The sequence below is a fragment of the Frateuria terrea genome (genome assembly GCF_900115705.1).
Taxonomy (GTDB): domain Bacteria; phylum Pseudomonadota; class Gammaproteobacteria; order Xanthomonadales; family Rhodanobacteraceae; genus Frateuria_A; species Frateuria_A terrea.
The window spans coordinates 18270-32998 of the sequence record NZ_FOXL01000004.1 but is presented as its reverse complement, the minus strand read 5'-3'; the positions used below and the strand labels follow the sequence as shown (position 1 = coordinate 32998).

Below are 14729 nucleotides of genomic sequence, written 5' to 3'. Positions count from 1 at the left end.
CGTGCGCCATTCCCTCACACCATTGGGGGCTTTCGTGTCAGCACAGCATCCTGACAAGCGAGAGATGTCCTTCCGGCAGGCGCACCTGCTGGTGGTCGACGACGACATGGAAATCTCGGCGCTGCTCAAGCGCTATCTCTCCGCGCAGGGTTTCCAGACGAGCACGGTGGGCAACGGCAACGCCATGCTTGGGCTGCTCGCCACCGTCGCGATCGACCTTGTCCTGCTGGACCTCGGCCTGCCCGGCGAGGACGGCCTGGAGCTGACCCGGCACCTGCACGAGCACTGGCACGGTCCGGTCATCATCGTCACCGGGCGCGGCGATTCGGTCGACCGCATCGTGGGGCTGGAAGTGGGCGCGGACGACTACGTCACCAAACCCTTCGAGTTGCGCGAGCTGCTGGCGCGCATCCGCAGCGTGCTGCGCCGCGCAGGCGAGCGTCCGCGCCAGACGGCATCGCAGCCTGCGGTCTACCGGTTCGCCGGCTACCGTTTCGAACTCGACAGCCGGTCCCTCACCTCACCCTCCGGCGACTGCGTGCCGCTGACCAGCGGCGAGTACGGGCTGCTGCGGGTGCTGGTGACGCACGCTAACCGGGTGCTTTCGCGCGACGAGCTGATGAACCACCTCTACGGCAGGGACGCGGGTCCCTACGACCGCGCCGTGGACGTGCAGATCGGTCGCCTGCGTCGCAAGATCGAATCGGACCCGGCCGCTCCCGTCCTCATCAAGTCCGTGCGTGGGGCCGGCTACATCTTCAGCGACACGGTACGCCAGGAGTAGCGCCATGCCGTCCGTTCGCGTCACCGGCAATGAAGACCTCTACCGCACGCTCTTCGAAACGGCCCCCGACGCGATGGTGGTGGTCGATCCGACGGGCGATGTCGTACTGGTCAATCCGCAGGCCCAGCGGCTGTTCGGCTACCCGCCCGAAGAGCTGGTCGGCCAGCCGGTGGAAAAACTGCTGCCGGAGGCCGCGCGGGCCGCGCACGTGGCGCACCGAGCGCGCTACATGGCCCATCCCCGCGTCCGCCCGATGGGTGCAGGCTACGAACTGACCGGGGTACGCCGCGACGGCGGGACCTTTCCGATGGAGATCGCCCTGAGTCCGGTCGGCAGCGGCCTCTATGCCGCGTCCATACGCGATATCTCCGAAACACAGCGGGCGCGGCAGGCGCTGGAGCGTGCGCGCCGCGACGGCTACCTGGCCGAGCTGGGCCGGCTGGTGCTCGAATCCGGCCGCGACGCGTCGCTCCGTGTCGAGGTGTCCGCCCTGATCGCCCAGGCACTGGAGGTCGACGGCGTGGCTGTCGCCGTGGGCCTGCCCGGTGGCAACGCGCTGCCGATCCGTTCGGCCAGCGGCCTGGGACCCGCACTGATCGACGCCATGGCGGACGCCTTCGCGCGCGATCAGCTGATCGCTCACCTGACGCAGAGGCAGCGCACGGATGCCTGGATGATGACGCAGGCGCCCGCGGACGAACTGCCCGCCGTGCGGGCAGCACTCGCCACGCACGGTTTCGCCGATGCAGCCATCCTGCCGCTGCTGGACCGGCACCGCGTCACCGGCGCGCTGCTGGCGCTCATCCGCGAACCGGCCGACCTGGACAGCGACCAGCGCCACTTCCTGCAACTGGCCGCCAACATGCTTGCCGCGGCCATCCAGCGCGGCCGCAGCGACGAGCAGCTTGCCCACGCACAACGGCTCGACGCGCTGGGCCAGCTTACCGGCGGCATCGCACACGACTTCAACAACCTGCTGACCATCGTCTCGGGCAACCTGCAGATCCTCGACGCCGAGTACAGCCAGATCGCCGATGCCCGCGAGCTGATCGACAGTGCCTCCCGGGCGGTCGACCGCTGCATCAACCTGACCCGCAAGCTGCTGGGCTTCTCGCGCCACCGCGCGCTGAGTCCGCGTGGCGTGCGGCCGCAACAGATATTTGGCGACGTGCAGGAGATGCTGACGCGCACGTTTGGCGCCCGCATCCACGTAAGCCTGGATTGTCCGGACGATGTTCCCGCGGTCTATGCCGACCCCGGGGAACTGGAGACGGCGCTGGTCAATCTTTCGATCAACGCGCGTGACGCCATGCCCGAGGGCGGCTCGCTGCGCATCAGCGCCCGCGAGCGCGACATCGTCGCCGGGGAGGCGGGCGGCCTGCCGCCGGGGCGGTACGTGGCATTCCTGGTCGAAGACACCGGCACCGGCATGCCGCAGGAAGTACTCGACCATGCACTGGAGCCCTTCTTCACCACCAAGGATGCCGGCAAGGGCAGCGGCCTGGGACTGAGCATGGTCTACGGCTTCGTCCGGCAATCGGGCGGACGCCTGACGATCGGCAGCCAACCGGATCGCGGAACGCGCGTGGAGATCCTGCTGCCCACGGCGCCGCCCGCGGAAGACGCCGGTGAGGCCCGCACCGCCGGCAGCATCAGCCCTGGGCATGCGCGGGTGCTGGTGGTCGAGGACGAACCTGGTGTGCGCCGGGTGGCCGTGCGCTTCCTGCACTCGTTGGGCTACGACACGCTGGAGGCCGTGGATGCCACGCAGGCATTGGCGCTGCTGCGCAGCGATGCCGGAATTCGACTGGTGTTCTCGGACGTCGCCCTGGCCAACGACACGACCGGGTTCCAACTGGTGCGCGAGGCCCGGCGCCTGCGCCCGGGGCTGCCCGCGCTGCTGGCCTCCGGCTACGAACACGCCACCGATGGCGCAGAGCAAGCCCTGCCGGACGGTGTCCGGCTGCTGCGCAAACCCTACCGGGTGGATCAGCTGGGCGAGGCCTTGGCGCAGGCGCTGGAGGCCCGGCCGATCTGATCGCCCCTCAATGGATGGTTTCGCCCTGCCCTGCCATGCGTTGCAGCCCGTCCGCATCGAGCAGGCGGATCTCGCGCCGCTGTACTTCGATGCACTGGAGCCGGTCGAGCCTGGTCAGCGCGCGGGTCACGGTCTCGTGCTTGAGCCCCAGGAAGCTTGCGATATCGGCGCGCCCCATGCGCAGCAGGAAGTGCCGCGCGCTGAAGCCCAGCCGCAGGTGCCGCCTGGCCATGTCCAGCAGGAAAGCGGCCACGCGTTGCTCGGCCGAGAGCGTGCCCAGGGCCAGCATCCAGGCCCGGTCGTTGCGGATCTCCTCGGCCAGCGCCGCGGTCAGGCGGCTCTGCAGCTCGGGCATGTACAGGCACGCGTGCATCACCGGCGGATAGGGCAACTCCCAGATCTCGCTGTCGTCCAGCGCCACCACGTCGCACGAATAATGGGCAAGCCCGATCGACTCGACACCCACCAGGTCGCCGCGCATGCGGAAGCCGGTGACCCGCTCGCGTCCGTCCTCGGACAGCTCGCAGGTTTTGAGGAAGCCGGCGTGGACGAGGTAGATGGCGTGGAACGACTGTCCCGCCCGGTAAGCGTGCTGTCCGGGCGCAAGCTTCCGGCGCAGGATCTGAACGTGCCTGGACAATTGGTCGATGTCGATCGGGCCCGCCACGGCCATCGCCTGGGACTGCGGGCTGTAAGGGGGAAACGAAGTCTGCGTGGCAAGGGCGTTCATGGCGGTTTCCGGAGAGGCGGGACACGGCCAGACTAGCCCGCCATTGCCACCGCACGACGACGGCCCTGCAACCCTGTGTAACGGTCGGTAACAGCGTGGCTACCGTTGGTTACGGCACCAGCACGGCCGCTCCGCTGAGGTTCCCGTGGCGAAGGTCTTCGAGCGCCTCGTTCGCCGCGTCCAGCCGGTAGCGCCGGATCGCGGCATGGACGTCCGCGCGGCCCGCCTCGGCAAAGAAGGCGTGGGCATCGGCCCGCGTCAGGTTGGCGACCGACACCAGTTCCCTCTCCTCCCACAACAGCCGGTAGGGAAACGCCGGGATGTCGGACATGTGGATGCCGCCGCACACGACCCGCCCCCCCTTGCGTACGGCCGCGAGCGCCAGCGGCACGAGCTCACCCGCCGGCGCGAAGATGATCGCCGCATCGAGCGGCTCGGGTGCGGCAGCCGCGGCATCGCCCGCCCAGGCCGCGCCTTGCGACAGGGCGAACGATTGCGCCGCCAGGTCGCCCGCACGGGTGAACGCATACACCCGCCGGCCCTGGTGCCGCGCGACCTGGGTCATCAGGTGGGCGGCGGCCCCGAAGCCGTAGATGCCGATCCGCCTCGCCGTTCCCGTCCTGCACAGCGCGCGCCAGCCGATCAGGCCTGCGCACAGCAGCGGTGCGGTCGCGACCGGATCGATCTCCTCGCCCAGGGGAATGCAGAAGTCGGCCCGTGCGACCAGATGGCTGGCGAAGCCACCGGGTCGGGTATAGCCGGTAAAGCCTGGCGCATCGCACAGGTTCTCGCGGCCGCTGCGGCAGTAATCGCACACGCCGCAGGTCGAGCCCAGCCATGGCACGCCCAACCGCTGGCCAAGCCCGAAGCGGCCGACGCCGGTGCCGAGCCGGTCGACCTTGCCGATTACCTCATGCCCCGGCACGAGCGGCGGCGTCACGTCCGGAAGCTCGCCATCGACCACGTGCAGATCGGTGCGACACACGCCGCAGGCCTCGACCCGCAAGCGGACTTCGCCGGGCCCCGGCTCGGGGTCCGGCAGCTTGTGCAGTACCAGCGGGTGCCCGATCCGGTCGAGCGTCATCGCCCGCATGGAACGCCTCAATGCCGGAACAGCACGGGCAGCCGTGCGTTCGAAAGCACGTCCCGCGTCGCCCCGCCCAGGGCCCACTCGCTGAAGCGGCTGTGGCCATAGGCGCCCATCACCAACAGGTCGGCGTGGAAGCGATCGGACTGTTCGAGCAATGCTTCGCCGGCGCCGTGCTCGTTGGTCAGCAGATCCTGCGAGCGCGCGCGGACACCGTGCCGCTTGAGGTAGGCATCGATGTCGAAAGGCGGCTTCCAGGTGACTTCCTGGAACGTGTCCTTGGGTGCCCCGCGCAGCAGCAGCACCTCGTCGGCCCGCTGCAGCAGCGGCAAGGCTGCGTGCACCGCGCGGATCGCTTCGGAGGCACCGTTCCAGGCAATCGCCACGCGCGACAGCGCCACCGTCAGCACCGGCTGGGGCGGTACCACGATGCACGGCAGGCCCACCGAAAGGATCAGCGAGGCCAGATCCGAAGGCGACGACCACGCCCAGCCCGGATTGCGTTCGAGCACGAGCAGGTCATGCCAGCACGCGATCTGCACCAGCGCATCGGGAAGGTTGCCCTGCCCCACGACCCAGGCGGCATGCTCGATGCCCATGCCGTTCGCCCAGTCGATGAAGGGTCGCTCGGCGGCCAGCGCGCTCGCTTCGAGCGTGCGGCACGTTTCCAGAACCGCCTCGATCAATTCCGGCGTGCTGAAGCTTGGTGTCGCATACAGGGGGGACGGATAAACGTACGCCCCCGTGACCGATGCCTGCAGGAGGCCCGCCAGCTGCGTGCCGTACTGTGCACCACGCGACCAGTTTTCGTGGCTCAGGGTGTTGATGAGGATGTCATACATGGCGTACCTCCAGGCCTGCGCCGCCCGGCCGGGCCGCGTCGTCGCGACACTAGGCCAGCGTGCAGCGGACAAGCTGACGCAGGTCAACTGCACCACGTGCGCGCCGCGCCACGCCTAGGACTGACCTAAGTCAAAACCGCGCACGCAAGGTGCGCCACGCTGCGATGGCGCAACTTGATCGAGGAGGTCACGACCGTGCGCGACATCGTGGCCCACAGCCCCGGATTCCAGACCTGGCACGGCAGCGTCCGCTACGCGGCGCAGCTTGCCGCCGCCATGCAGGCATCGCTCACCGGCCTCTTCGTGGCCGCGCGCAATACACCGGTGCCCGGCCCGCGGAGGCTGGTCGCCGAGATGGCAGCCTACGCACAGGACGAACTGCAGCGGGCGATGCTCGCGGGGCGCGACTTCGCGGCATGGGCGAACCAGCTCGGGGTGTCCGATACCCGTTGGCAGGTTGCGATCGGGCCGGCAGCCGATGCGCTGGCGATGGCCGGCGACTGGCACGACCTGATCGTGCTGCAGGGCGATGCCACGGCCGACGGTCCGGTAGAGCGCCTGATCGGCGAAGTCCTGCTCGCCGGGGCCACCTGCATCGCCGTCCCCCCAGCCAACGTGGCCCCGGGTCGCCTGATCCACGCAATGGTGACCTGGGATGGCTCCCCGGCATCCAGCCGTGCCCTGCATGCCGCCCTGCCGCTGTTGCGCAGCGCCCAGGTGGTCTCCCTGTTGCAGCCGGACCGGGAATGGATGCGCATCGACCAGACGGACGCACTCTCGCATCTGCGCACCCAGGGCGTCCCAGTTGCCGCCGTGGAAACCGTGCCGGGGGTCGATGAGGCCGCAAGCGAACAGTTGCTGGCGTACGCCAGCGACATGCGCGCGGACCTGATCGTGATGGGAGCAAGCGGACACCGTCGCCGCGGAGAGCGTTGCCTGGGGCCGACCACGCGTGCCGTGCTGGCGCAGAGTCGCCTGCCGGTCTTGCTCAAGAACTGAGCGGGCAAAAAAAGGGGCGCTGGCGCGCCCCTCTGGAAGGCAGTCGGCCTTCCTTATGCGATGCGCACCCGGTTCTCCACCGTGCGCACGCCCGGCGCCGACCAGGCAGCGCGCTCGACGGCCTGGCGCTCCTCCCAGTCGTCGACGCGGCCTTCGATGGCCACCGCTCCGTTGGCATGGATGTCCACCTTGATCCGGTCGGCCTCCACTTCCGCATGCCGCTTGAGCGCATCGAGGATGTTCTTGCGCACGTCGCCGGCCTGCACGTGCGGCACCACCTGGATGTCGTTAGACACGCCGGTCACGCCGGACAGTTTGCGCACGTCCGCCTCCGCGGCCTGGCGCTGGTAGTTCCAGGGCACCTCGCCGGTCAGGGTGACCCAGCCGTCGGACACCTTCACGTGGATCTTGTCCGAGGGCGTCAGGTCGTCCCAGGTCATGATGTTGAGCGCGCGCTTGGCGATGTCGTCGTCGCTGAGCTTCTTGCTGCCCGGCAGCTGGACCTCGATCTTCTGGGCGATCGCCTTGACGCCGTTGACGCGCCACGTCGCGCGTTCGGCAGCGATCTTCTGGGCATAGCTGGAGACGTGTCCGGTCAAGGTCACCACGCCGTCCTTGGCCATGACGGCGATGTTCGATGCGTCGACGCTCGGCTCGAAATCCAGTTCCTCCAGTACGTCGTCCCTCAGGCTCAGGTCGTTCATGGCACACCTCGTTATGTCGGTGGGGGAGAGGTGCCATTGCGCCATTACGGAACGGGCCGCCATTTGAGCGAGATCAAGTTTGCCGTTCGGCCAGCCGCGATTGACCCTGGTCAAGCCGCCGGGTGCCATGCGTGCCACGGTACGCCGCACTGGATCGGCGGATGCATCGCGATGCCCCTTACCTACGCTTGTCACGGCGCCGCGCGCGAGGTCACCGGCTCGTGCCACCTCATCGAGGCCGGCGGCCACCGCCTGCTCGTCGACTGCGGCATGTTCCAGGGCGACCGCGATACCGAAGCGGCCAACGCGCAGCCGTTCGGCTTCGATCCGGCGTCCGTCGACGCATTGCTGCTTACCCATGCACACCTGGACCACTGCGGGCGCATCCCCCTGCTCGTGCGCCAGGGGTTCCACGGACGAATCCTGGCGACGTCGGCGACCCGGGAGCTGGTGCGCGTGGTGCTGCTCGATGCCGCCAGCCTGCAGGTGGAAGACGCAGCGCACGCGAGCCGCAGCAGCCGCAACGGCCAGGACCATGCCGCGCCGCTCTACGACCTGGACGATGCCTTGCATGCGCTGGATTTCTTCGACCGGGGCGTCGGGTACGACGAGGCGACCGAGGTCGTCCCCGGCATCGTTGCGCGCTTTCTCGACGCCGGCCACATTCTGGGTTCGGCCTCGGTTCGTCTCGACGTGCGGGATGGCGAACTGCACCGCTCGGTGCTGTTTTCCGGCGACCTCGGCAACCCGGGACGGCCGCTGCTGCGCGACCCGACACCCGCCCCGGATGCGGACTACGTCGTGATGGAATGCACCTACGGCGACCGTCCACACCGCCCCCTCCCGGATTCCGTGCAGGAGTTGTTCCGCGCGATCCGCGAGACGGCCCAGCGGCACGGCAATGTCGTGATCCCGACCTTCGCGCTGGAACGCGCGCAGGAGATCCTCTACTACCTCCACCAGGGTTTGCGCGAAGGTGCGATTCCCGCCCACGTACGCGTCTTCCTCGATTCGCCGATGGCCATTTCCGCGACGGAAATCTTTCGCCGCCACCCCGAGTGCTTCGACCAGGCGTTCCTGGACGTGCTTCGCCATGGCGACCCGTTCGCCATGGAGGGCCTGCATTTCACCCGCAGCAGCGTCGAATCGATGGCCATCAACAACATCGACGGGGGCGCCGTGATCCTGGCCGGCTCGGGCATGTGCAACGGCGGGCGCGTGCGCCACCACCTGAAGCACAACCTGTGGCGGGAGCGCAGCTCCGTGGTGTTCGTCGGCTATGCGGCGGAGGGCACGCTCGCCCGGCGCATCGTCGATGGCGCATCCAGCGTGCGCGTGTTCAACGAGGACATTCCGGTCCGCGCGCAGGTATGGACCATCAACGGCTTTTCCGCCCATGCCGATCGCCCTTCCCTGCTGGCCTGGCTAGGCGACCGGCCGCGCAGGCAGGTCCTGCTGGTCCATGGCGAGTACGAGCGTGGCATGCGCTGCTTCGCCAACGTACTGGCCTCGCGCGGCCTGGCCCCGCAGATGCCGCGAATGGGCGAGCGCATCGACCTGGACTAGCGCTGCGGGCCTCAGGCCGCGAATCCCACCGTCTGCGCAAGCAGCACGCGCTGGCGCGCACCCAGCCCCAGCGCCGTGGCCAGCGCGCGGCGGTCCACCAGTCCGCGCACGACCGTCGCCAGGCCTTCGGCCGCGCAGAACAGGTAGACGTTCTGTGCGATCGCGCCGGCGTCGGCGCCGCAGTAGAAACGCCGCTCGAGCGGATCGGTCGCCTCCATCCGTGCCAGATTCGCGACGTAGACCAGGTCGAGCGCGGCCGTACCCACGAACTCCTGCATGCCGGTCGACGCGCGCACGTCACTCGCCAGCACCCGTTGCAGGCAGTGCGCTTCGGGTTCGTATCGCCAGGCACCGTCAGCCGCTGCGAGGTAGATGTCGATCGCGTGCCAGTTGCGGGCCGAGGGGGCCGTGCGACCGCCGGTGGCGGGGCGATTGATGCCGCACGCGGCCCACAGCAGGTCAGACAGCAACTGTGGAGACAGCGGTCGATCGGTATACAGACGCGTGCTGTGGCGCCGGGAGAGCGCCATCATCAGCGGCATGCCGCCGGCCTTGTGCGGCACCGAAAGGGCTATCCGATTGGTGATTTCGATGTCCATGGATGCCTCCTGTGGGGACCGAGCGCCTGCCGGTCGCCATCAGTGCTGGAGGAACACGGGAATGCGCGAGTGCTCGAGCATGTAGCGCGTCGCGCCGCCGATCACGTTCTCGCGCAGCCGGGAATGTCCGAACGCGCCCATGACGATGAGGTCAGCCCCCACCTGCTCGGCCTTCTTCAGGAGTGCGGCACCCGCGGCGCGGGCCGGAACGCCGACGCACATGGGGTCGGCTTCGACGCCGTGCCGGGCCATGTAGACGAAAGGTTCGAAGTGCGGCAGATAGCATTCGCCCTCGGGTCTGTGCGGCCGTCCGCCATCGAGCAGGACCACGCGCTGGGCATCCTGCAGGAACGGTAGCGCCGCGTGGATGGCGCGCGTGGCCTCGACGCTGCCGTCCCAGGCCACCAGTACGCGCGAGAAGCGGGCGTCGCGGTCCCAGCCCGAGGGCAGGATCAGACTGGGCAACCGGCAGGTGATCAGCACTTCGCCGAGCAGCTCGGCGAGGCTGTCGCCCTCGACCACGTCCCGTTCCAGCACCGCCATGCTGTGCCATGCCCCCAGTTCGCGCAGGACGCGCGCAAGCCCGGTATGGGCGACGACCCATGACGCGTGCGGTGCGCCTTTGCTCCGTGCGAAGGAGCGGAACTGGTCGCCCTCCTCGTAATTCTGCACTGGCGTGTCCAGCAGCAGCCCCAGCACGGAGGGCTCGCTCTCCGGCCCGCGCAGCATGCGCAGCGACTCGTCCACGAAACATCCGGTCAGCAGGCTCTGCCAGCGGGCAGCCAGCGTGGCGGCCACCTCCACGGCGGGATTCCAGGGCGAGGTGCAGGTGGCAACGGCAACGATGTCCGAGAGGCGGCTGGCGATGGGTGTAGCCGGCTTCATGCCGGTTGCCGAGGCCTGCGGGTGGGACGCGACGTTCATGGCGACACCTCACAAGGCCAGCGTATGGATGACCTGCGTCGGGTCGCTGGGGTCGAGCGACCGCTTGAACCCCAGGTAGGCGGCCAGCTCCTGCATCGCCTGGTTGTCGGCGGCGTCGAGGGAGTACATCTGGCGAAAGCCGTGCTTGCGGGCCACGTCGATCAGATGGCGCATCAGCACCACGGCCAATCCCTTGTGCCGCCAATGTTCGGCTACCGTGACCGCGCATTCGCAGCGCGTGTCGTCGCTCGATGCGCTGTAGCGGCTGATGCCCACTTCGCGCAGGTGCCCGTCTTCGTGCGCCAGCGCCAGGAACGCCATGCGCCTGTCGTAGTCGACGTCCATCAACTGGTCGACCAGCTGGGGGCTCGCCTCGCGGAAACTGCAAAGGAAGCGCAGGCGCTTGGCGTCCGGCGACATCGCCCGCAGGAATTGCTCTTCGAGCTCGCGGTCCTCCGGACGCAATGGGCGGATCAGCACCACCGTGCCATCGCGCAGGTGATCGATCCAGTGCGTTCCCTCGAGCAGCGTAGGCGCGCTCACCGGGGTCGGTGAAGCTGTCGCGTTGGGTAGCGTGGACATGAGCGGACCTCGTCAGGTGGTAGTGATGTCGTCCTGCGGGTTCATTGGGTCATGGCGGCCCATGGGCCGGATTGATCCTTGTCAACTACGCGCGTGGTCACGTGAGCCCCGCGGGCTGGATCGCCTTGACGACAGTGCTTGGCTCAAGCCGTGGGCGGCGGTGGGCAGGAGCGCGAGCCAGGAGACCAGCGCCAGCACCATGACGACGGCCGCCGCAGCGGTGCCGGGGTTCGGAGGCGCCAGATCGAGCAGGCCACGCACGACCGGCACGCCGAGCGCCACGACCAGGATGCCGCCCAGGCCGGCCGGCATCAGGAGCAGCCAGCGATTGCCCTGCCCGGGGGCCGCGGCGGCGACATGCCGCTGGCGGCGCACGAGCACGAGCAGGAGCAGGCAGGCGACCAGGCCAAGGAACATCACGGTCCGCGTCTCCGAAGCGCTCCAGCCCTGCCACAGGACGATCCCGCAGCCACACAGCAGGATGATCGCCAGGCCACCGCCCTGGACCAGGGCGTAGGCCAGCTTCGCCGGCGCGAAGGGTGACTCTCCCGGCGACCGCGGCGGGCGGCGCATGACGTCCGGCGCCTCCGGCTCGGCCTCGAAGACCAGCGAGCACGCCGGATCGATGACCAATTCCAGCAACACGATGTGCGTCGGCATGAGCAGCAACGGCCAGTGCAGGAGCGCCGGCATGAGCGCGAGCCCGATCACCGGTGCATGCACGGCAAAGACATAGGCAGTCGCGTTGACGATGTTGTCGTAGATCCGGCGGCCTTGGCGGATCGCCCGCACGATGCTGGCAAAGCTGTCGTCCAGCAGCACCAGGGCGGCCGCCTCGCGCGCCACGTCGGTGCCGCGCTCGCCCATGGCGATGCCCACGTCGGCCGCCTTGAGTGCGGGCGCGTCGTTGACCCCGTCGCCGGTCATCGCCACGACTTCGCCGGACTGCTGCAGCAGGCGCACCAGGCGCAACTTCTGCTCCGGGCGCAGCCGTGCGCATATGTCGACGCGACGGAGGCGCTCGCGCAGCGCGTCGTCGTCGAGCGCATCGATCCGGTCTCCCGTCAGCACCTCGCGGCCGGGCGCCATGCCGATCTGGTCGCCGATCGCACGGGCGGTCACCGGATGATCGCCGGTGAGCATGAGCACGCGAACGCCCGCCTGGCGGCATTCCGCCACGGCTGCAGGCACCCCGTCCCGCGGAGGATCGCCGAACCCTACGAAACCCAGCAGGCGGTAGTGAAAGTCGCGCTGGCTCCCGGGCCACTCCGGGCCGTGCCAGTCCGCCTCCGCCACGCCAAGCACGCGCAGGCCGCGGGCGGCCATCGCCTCGACCTGCGCCAGGGCCAGGGCCGTGTCGGGCGGTGACAGCCGGCACAACGCCACGATGGCCTCGGGCGCGCCCTTGGCCGCGAGTGCGTATTGCCCCGGATGCTGGGCGGGAAAGGCCCGCGTCATCGCCAGCACCTCAGGCGAAAGCGGGTACTCGTGCACGGCCGCTGGTGCGGCCGCCGAACCACGGTCATCGGTGTAGCGGGCGGCGAAGGCGTAGATCGCCTGCTCCATCGGATCGAACGGCGAGGGCGGCGTCGCCAGCAGCAGGCAGTGGACGACCGCGGCGAACCCGGGCGGCAGCACCAGCCCGGTGCCATTGAGATGCTGCCCACCGTCTGGCCGGGCCATCTCCATGAGCCGCATGCGGTTCTGCGTCAGCGTGCCGGTCTTGTCGACCGCCAGCACGGTCACGGCGCCCAGCGCCTCCACCGCCGCCATGCGGCGGGTAAGCACCTGGTGGCGTGCCATGCGCCATGCGCCCATCGCGAGGAAGACGGTGAGGATCACGGGGATCTCTTCCGGAAGGATCGCCATGCTCAGGGCGACGCCCGCCAGGATGCCGTCGAGCAGGGTGGCACCGTCCCACAGCCAGCGCAGCAGGGTGTAGGCCACGGCGAGCGACACCGCCGCGATCGCCAGCGCGCGCACCAGCCGCGCCGATGCGCGTTGCATGCCCGATGGCGTTTCCCGCGTCGATGCCAGCGCCAGTCCGATCCGGCCCATGGCAGTGGCCGACCCGGTGGCCACCACTTCGGCAAGCCCCCTGCCCTTGGTCACCACCGTGCCTGCGGACACGCGGGCCGACTCACCGCCAGGCAGCCGCGTGGCCGCCACGGCCTCGCCGGTCAGCAGCGACTCGTCCACCTCCAGCAGCCCCTCGCGCAGCAACCCGTCGGCGGCGATGCGGTCACCTTCGCCCAGTACCAGCAGGTCGCCACGCACGACCTCCGAAGCAGGTATGCGCTGGTGGCGGCCGTCGCGCACGACCAGGGCGCGCGGCGCCGACAGGTCGCGCAGCGCTTCCAGTGCGCGCTGCGTCTTGCGCTCCTGGGCGAGGGTGATGCCGATCACCAGCAGCACGGAGCCCAGCAGGAACGCCGCCTCGGCGCGGTCGCCCAGGGCGAGGTAAAGCCCACCGGCCGTCAGCAGGAGCAGGAACATCGGCTCGAGCAGCACCTTGAGCACGATGCGCAGTAGCGGCTGGTGCCTGCTGCCGGGCAGGGCATTGGGGCCGTCCCTCGCAAGGCGGCGCCTGGCTTCGTCGCTATCCAGTCCGGCCGGACGGGCCTGCGGTGGCGGCGCGGCTACGTTCAATGGCAGACCAGCACCGGGAGCTGGCTGTGAACCAGCACTTTTTGCGTTTCGCTGCCGAGCAGCAGCTTGGTGAAGCCCCGCCAGCCGTGCGAACCCATGATGATCAGGTCGCAGCCCTTTTCCTGGGCCACGCGCAGGATCGCATCGCACGGATGCTTGTCGAACACGTAGTCGCTGTCGCAAGGGATGCCGACCTGCCTGGCCTTCTCCCGCACTTCGCCGAGGTAGTGCTCGGCCCATCGCACCGACTCTTCGGTGTAGCTGGTCTCGCTCTGCGGAATGATCTGCGTCATGTAGGCAAGCGACTGGAACGGCAGTATCACGTGCAGCGCATACACGCGCGCGTTGAGCCATTTCGCCAGCTCGATGCCTGCGTCCACTGCGCGGATGGACACCTCCGAGCCGTCCGTCGGTAACAGGATGTGGCGGTACATACGCGTCTCCTTCAGCGGCAGGTGTAGCCGCCGTCTATGACCAGTTCGCTGCCCGTAATGAACTTCGACTCCTCGCTGGCGAGGTAGACCACGCCCCAGGCGATGTCGTCCGGCTCGCCCATGTGCCCCAGCGGATGCAATGCACCGACCTGTCGGCGCTGCTCGTCCAGGTCGCCACCGTGGCCGGAAAGAAAGCCGTGCACCATGGGCGTCCAGATGAAGCCCGGGTGCACCGAATTGACGCGGATGCCGTCGCGCGCATACAGCAGCGCGTCGGTCTTGCTCATCAGCCGCACGGCTCCCTTGGAAGCGTGGTACGGCGGCACGTCGGCTGCGCCGACCAGCCCGTAGATCGAGGAAAGGTTGACGATGCTGCCGCCTCCGGCCCGGCGCATGTGCAGGATCGCGTGCTTGGTGCAGAAGAACACGCCCTTGACGTTCACCGCCTGTACGCGGTCCCACTCTTCCTCGGTCAGCTCGTGGGTGGGCTTGTCTGTGCCGGCGATGCCGGCGTTGTTGACCAGGACGTCCAGCCGCCCGAACAGGCTGGCCACTTCGTCGATGGCATGGGCCACCTCTGCTTCGGAGGCGACGTCGGCGTGCAGGTAGCGCGCATGGTGGCCGAGGCCGACCAGTTCCCCCGCCAGCTCGCGTCCGGAGTCATCCATCCGATCGAGGATGGCGACCGTGGCGCCCTCCTCCGCCATGCGTCGCGCACACGCGGCGCCAATCCCGACCGCACCGCCGGTCACGATGGCGACCTTGTCCTGCAGCCTGTTCATGGTTTTCTC

General features: G+C 69.0%; 13 protein-coding genes and 1 pseudogene. 4 read left to right on the top strand and 10 right to left on the bottom strand.

Annotation, left to right across the window (positions count from 1 at the left end; genetic code table 11):
* Nucleotides 1–64 precede the first annotated feature (64 nt).
* Together BMZ38_RS06820 and BMZ38_RS06815 are read left to right on the top strand one after the other, a co-directional pair.
* A complete protein-coding gene (locus BMZ38_RS06820; RefSeq protein ID WP_091335750.1) occupies nt 65–784 on the top strand; it encodes a response regulator in 720 nt (239 codons plus the stop codon).
* 4 nt (nt 785–788) lie between these two features.
* Complete coding sequence (locus tag BMZ38_RS06815; protein WP_091335748.1) at nt 789–2822, top strand: PAS domain S-box protein; 2034 nt, start codon at nt 789–791, stop codon at nt 2820–2822.
* A 94-nt stretch (nt 2823–2916) separates the two neighbouring features.
* On the opposite strand, the pseudogene BMZ38_RS06810 reads toward BMZ38_RS06815, so the two are convergent.
* The 3 genes and pseudogenes from BMZ38_RS06810 to BMZ38_RS06800 all read right to left on the bottom strand — a co-directional run.
* Nucleotides 2917–3495 (bottom strand): annotated as a pseudogene (locus BMZ38_RS06810) (Crp/Fnr family transcriptional regulator); the annotation flags it as partial.
* A gap of 166 nt (nt 3496–3661) precedes the next feature.
* Complete coding sequence (locus tag BMZ38_RS06805; protein WP_091335743.1) at nt 3662–4645, bottom strand: zinc-dependent alcohol dehydrogenase family protein; 984 nt, start codon at nt 4643–4645, stop codon at nt 3662–3664.
* 8 nt (nt 4646–4653) lie between these two features.
* Complete coding sequence (locus tag BMZ38_RS06800) at nt 4654–5481, bottom strand: universal stress protein (protein ID WP_091335742.1); 828 nt, start codon at nt 5479–5481, stop codon at nt 4654–4656.
* A 174-nt stretch (nt 5482–5655) separates the two neighbouring features.
* Between BMZ38_RS06800 and BMZ38_RS06795 the strand changes: the two genes are divergently transcribed.
* Nucleotides 5656–6480 (top strand): universal stress protein, encoded by an 825-nt coding sequence (locus tag BMZ38_RS06795; RefSeq protein ID WP_091335740.1) that lies wholly within the window; start codon nt 5656–5658, stop codon nt 6478–6480.
* A gap of 53 nt (nt 6481–6533) precedes the next feature.
* On the opposite strand, the gene BMZ38_RS06790 is transcribed toward BMZ38_RS06795, so the two are convergent.
* The gene (locus tag BMZ38_RS06790; RefSeq protein ID WP_091335737.1) at nt 6534–7184 is read right to left on the bottom strand and encodes a BON domain-containing protein; all 651 of its coding nucleotides are present in this window, start codon (nt 7182–7184) and stop codon (nt 6534–6536) included.
* Nucleotides 7185–7355: 171 nt separating this feature from the next.
* Between BMZ38_RS06790 and BMZ38_RS06785 the strand changes: the two genes are divergently transcribed.
* Nucleotides 7356–8750 carry an MBL fold metallo-hydrolase gene (locus tag BMZ38_RS06785; RefSeq protein WP_091335735.1) on the top strand — a complete coding sequence of 465 codons (1395 nt, stop codon included), beginning with the start codon at nt 7356–7358 and terminating at the stop codon, nt 8748–8750.
* 11 nt (nt 8751–8761) lie between these two features.
* On the opposite strand, the gene BMZ38_RS06780 is transcribed toward BMZ38_RS06785, so the two are convergent.
* The 6 genes from BMZ38_RS06780 to BMZ38_RS06755 form a co-directional block, all read right to left on the bottom strand.
* Nucleotides 8762–9349, bottom strand: coding sequence for a SagB/ThcOx family dehydrogenase (locus tag BMZ38_RS06780; RefSeq protein ID WP_091335733.1), 588 nt, complete (start codon nt 9347–9349; stop codon nt 8762–8764).
* A gap of 39 nt (nt 9350–9388) precedes the next feature.
* Nucleotides 9389–10273: a universal stress protein gene (locus tag BMZ38_RS06775; protein WP_245747227.1), complete on the bottom strand. Its 885-nt coding sequence runs from the start codon at nt 10271–10273 to the stop codon at nt 9389–9391.
* A 9-nt stretch (nt 10274–10282) separates the two neighbouring features.
* Entirely contained in the window at nt 10283–10855 is a 573-nt protein-coding gene (locus BMZ38_RS06770) for a GNAT family N-acetyltransferase (protein WP_091335731.1), read from the bottom strand.
* Nucleotides 10856–10936: 81 nt separating this feature from the next.
* Entirely contained in the window at nt 10937–13504 is a 2568-nt protein-coding gene (locus BMZ38_RS06765) for a cation-translocating P-type ATPase (protein WP_091335729.1), read from the bottom strand.
* Nucleotides 13501–13938, bottom strand: coding sequence for a universal stress protein (locus BMZ38_RS06760; protein WP_091335727.1), 438 nt, complete (start codon nt 13936–13938; stop codon nt 13501–13503). The genes BMZ38_RS06765 and BMZ38_RS06760 overlap by 4 nt, the downstream gene beginning before the upstream one ends.
* Before the next feature lie 11 nt (nt 13939–13949).
* Nucleotides 13950–14720, bottom strand: coding sequence for an SDR family NAD(P)-dependent oxidoreductase (locus tag BMZ38_RS06755; RefSeq protein ID WP_091335725.1), 771 nt, complete (start codon nt 14718–14720; stop codon nt 13950–13952).
* Nucleotides 14721–14729 lie beyond the last annotated feature (9 nt).

Coding starts and splice junctions, on each gene's coding strand:
- BMZ38_RS06775 (WP_245747227.1), bottom strand. CDS start 10,273: ATGAACGTCGCGTCCCACCCGCAGGCCTCGGCAACCGGCATGAAGCCG.
- BMZ38_RS06770 (WP_091335731.1), bottom strand. CDS start 10,855: ATGTCCACGCTACCCAACGCGACAGCTTCACCGACCCCGGTGAGCGCG.
- BMZ38_RS06790 (WP_091335737.1), bottom strand. CDS start 7,184: ATGAACGACCTGAGCCTGAGGGACGACGTACTGGAGGAACTGGATTTC.
- BMZ38_RS06800 (WP_091335742.1), bottom strand. CDS start 5,481: ATGTATGACATCCTCATCAACACCCTGAGCCACGAAAACTGGTCGCGT.
- BMZ38_RS06785 (WP_091335735.1), top strand. CDS start 7,356: ATGCCCCTTACCTACGCTTGTCACGGCGCCGCGCGCGAGGTCACCGGC.
- BMZ38_RS06820 (WP_091335750.1), top strand. CDS start 65: ATGTCCTTCCGGCAGGCGCACCTGCTGGTGGTCGACGACGACATGGAA.
- BMZ38_RS06760 (WP_091335727.1), bottom strand. CDS start 13,938: ATGTACCGCCACATCCTGTTACCGACGGACGGCTCGGAGGTGTCCATC.
- BMZ38_RS06780 (WP_091335733.1), bottom strand. CDS start 9,349: ATGGACATCGAAATCACCAATCGGATAGCCCTTTCGGTGCCGCACAAG.
- BMZ38_RS06815 (WP_091335748.1), top strand. CDS start 789: ATGCCGTCCGTTCGCGTCACCGGCAATGAAGACCTCTACCGCACGCTC.
- BMZ38_RS06755 (WP_091335725.1), bottom strand. CDS start 14,720: ATGAACAGGCTGCAGGACAAGGTCGCCATCGTGACCGGCGGTGCGGTC.
- BMZ38_RS06805 (WP_091335743.1), bottom strand. CDS start 4,645: ATGCGGGCGATGACGCTCGACCGGATCGGGCACCCGCTGGTACTGCAC.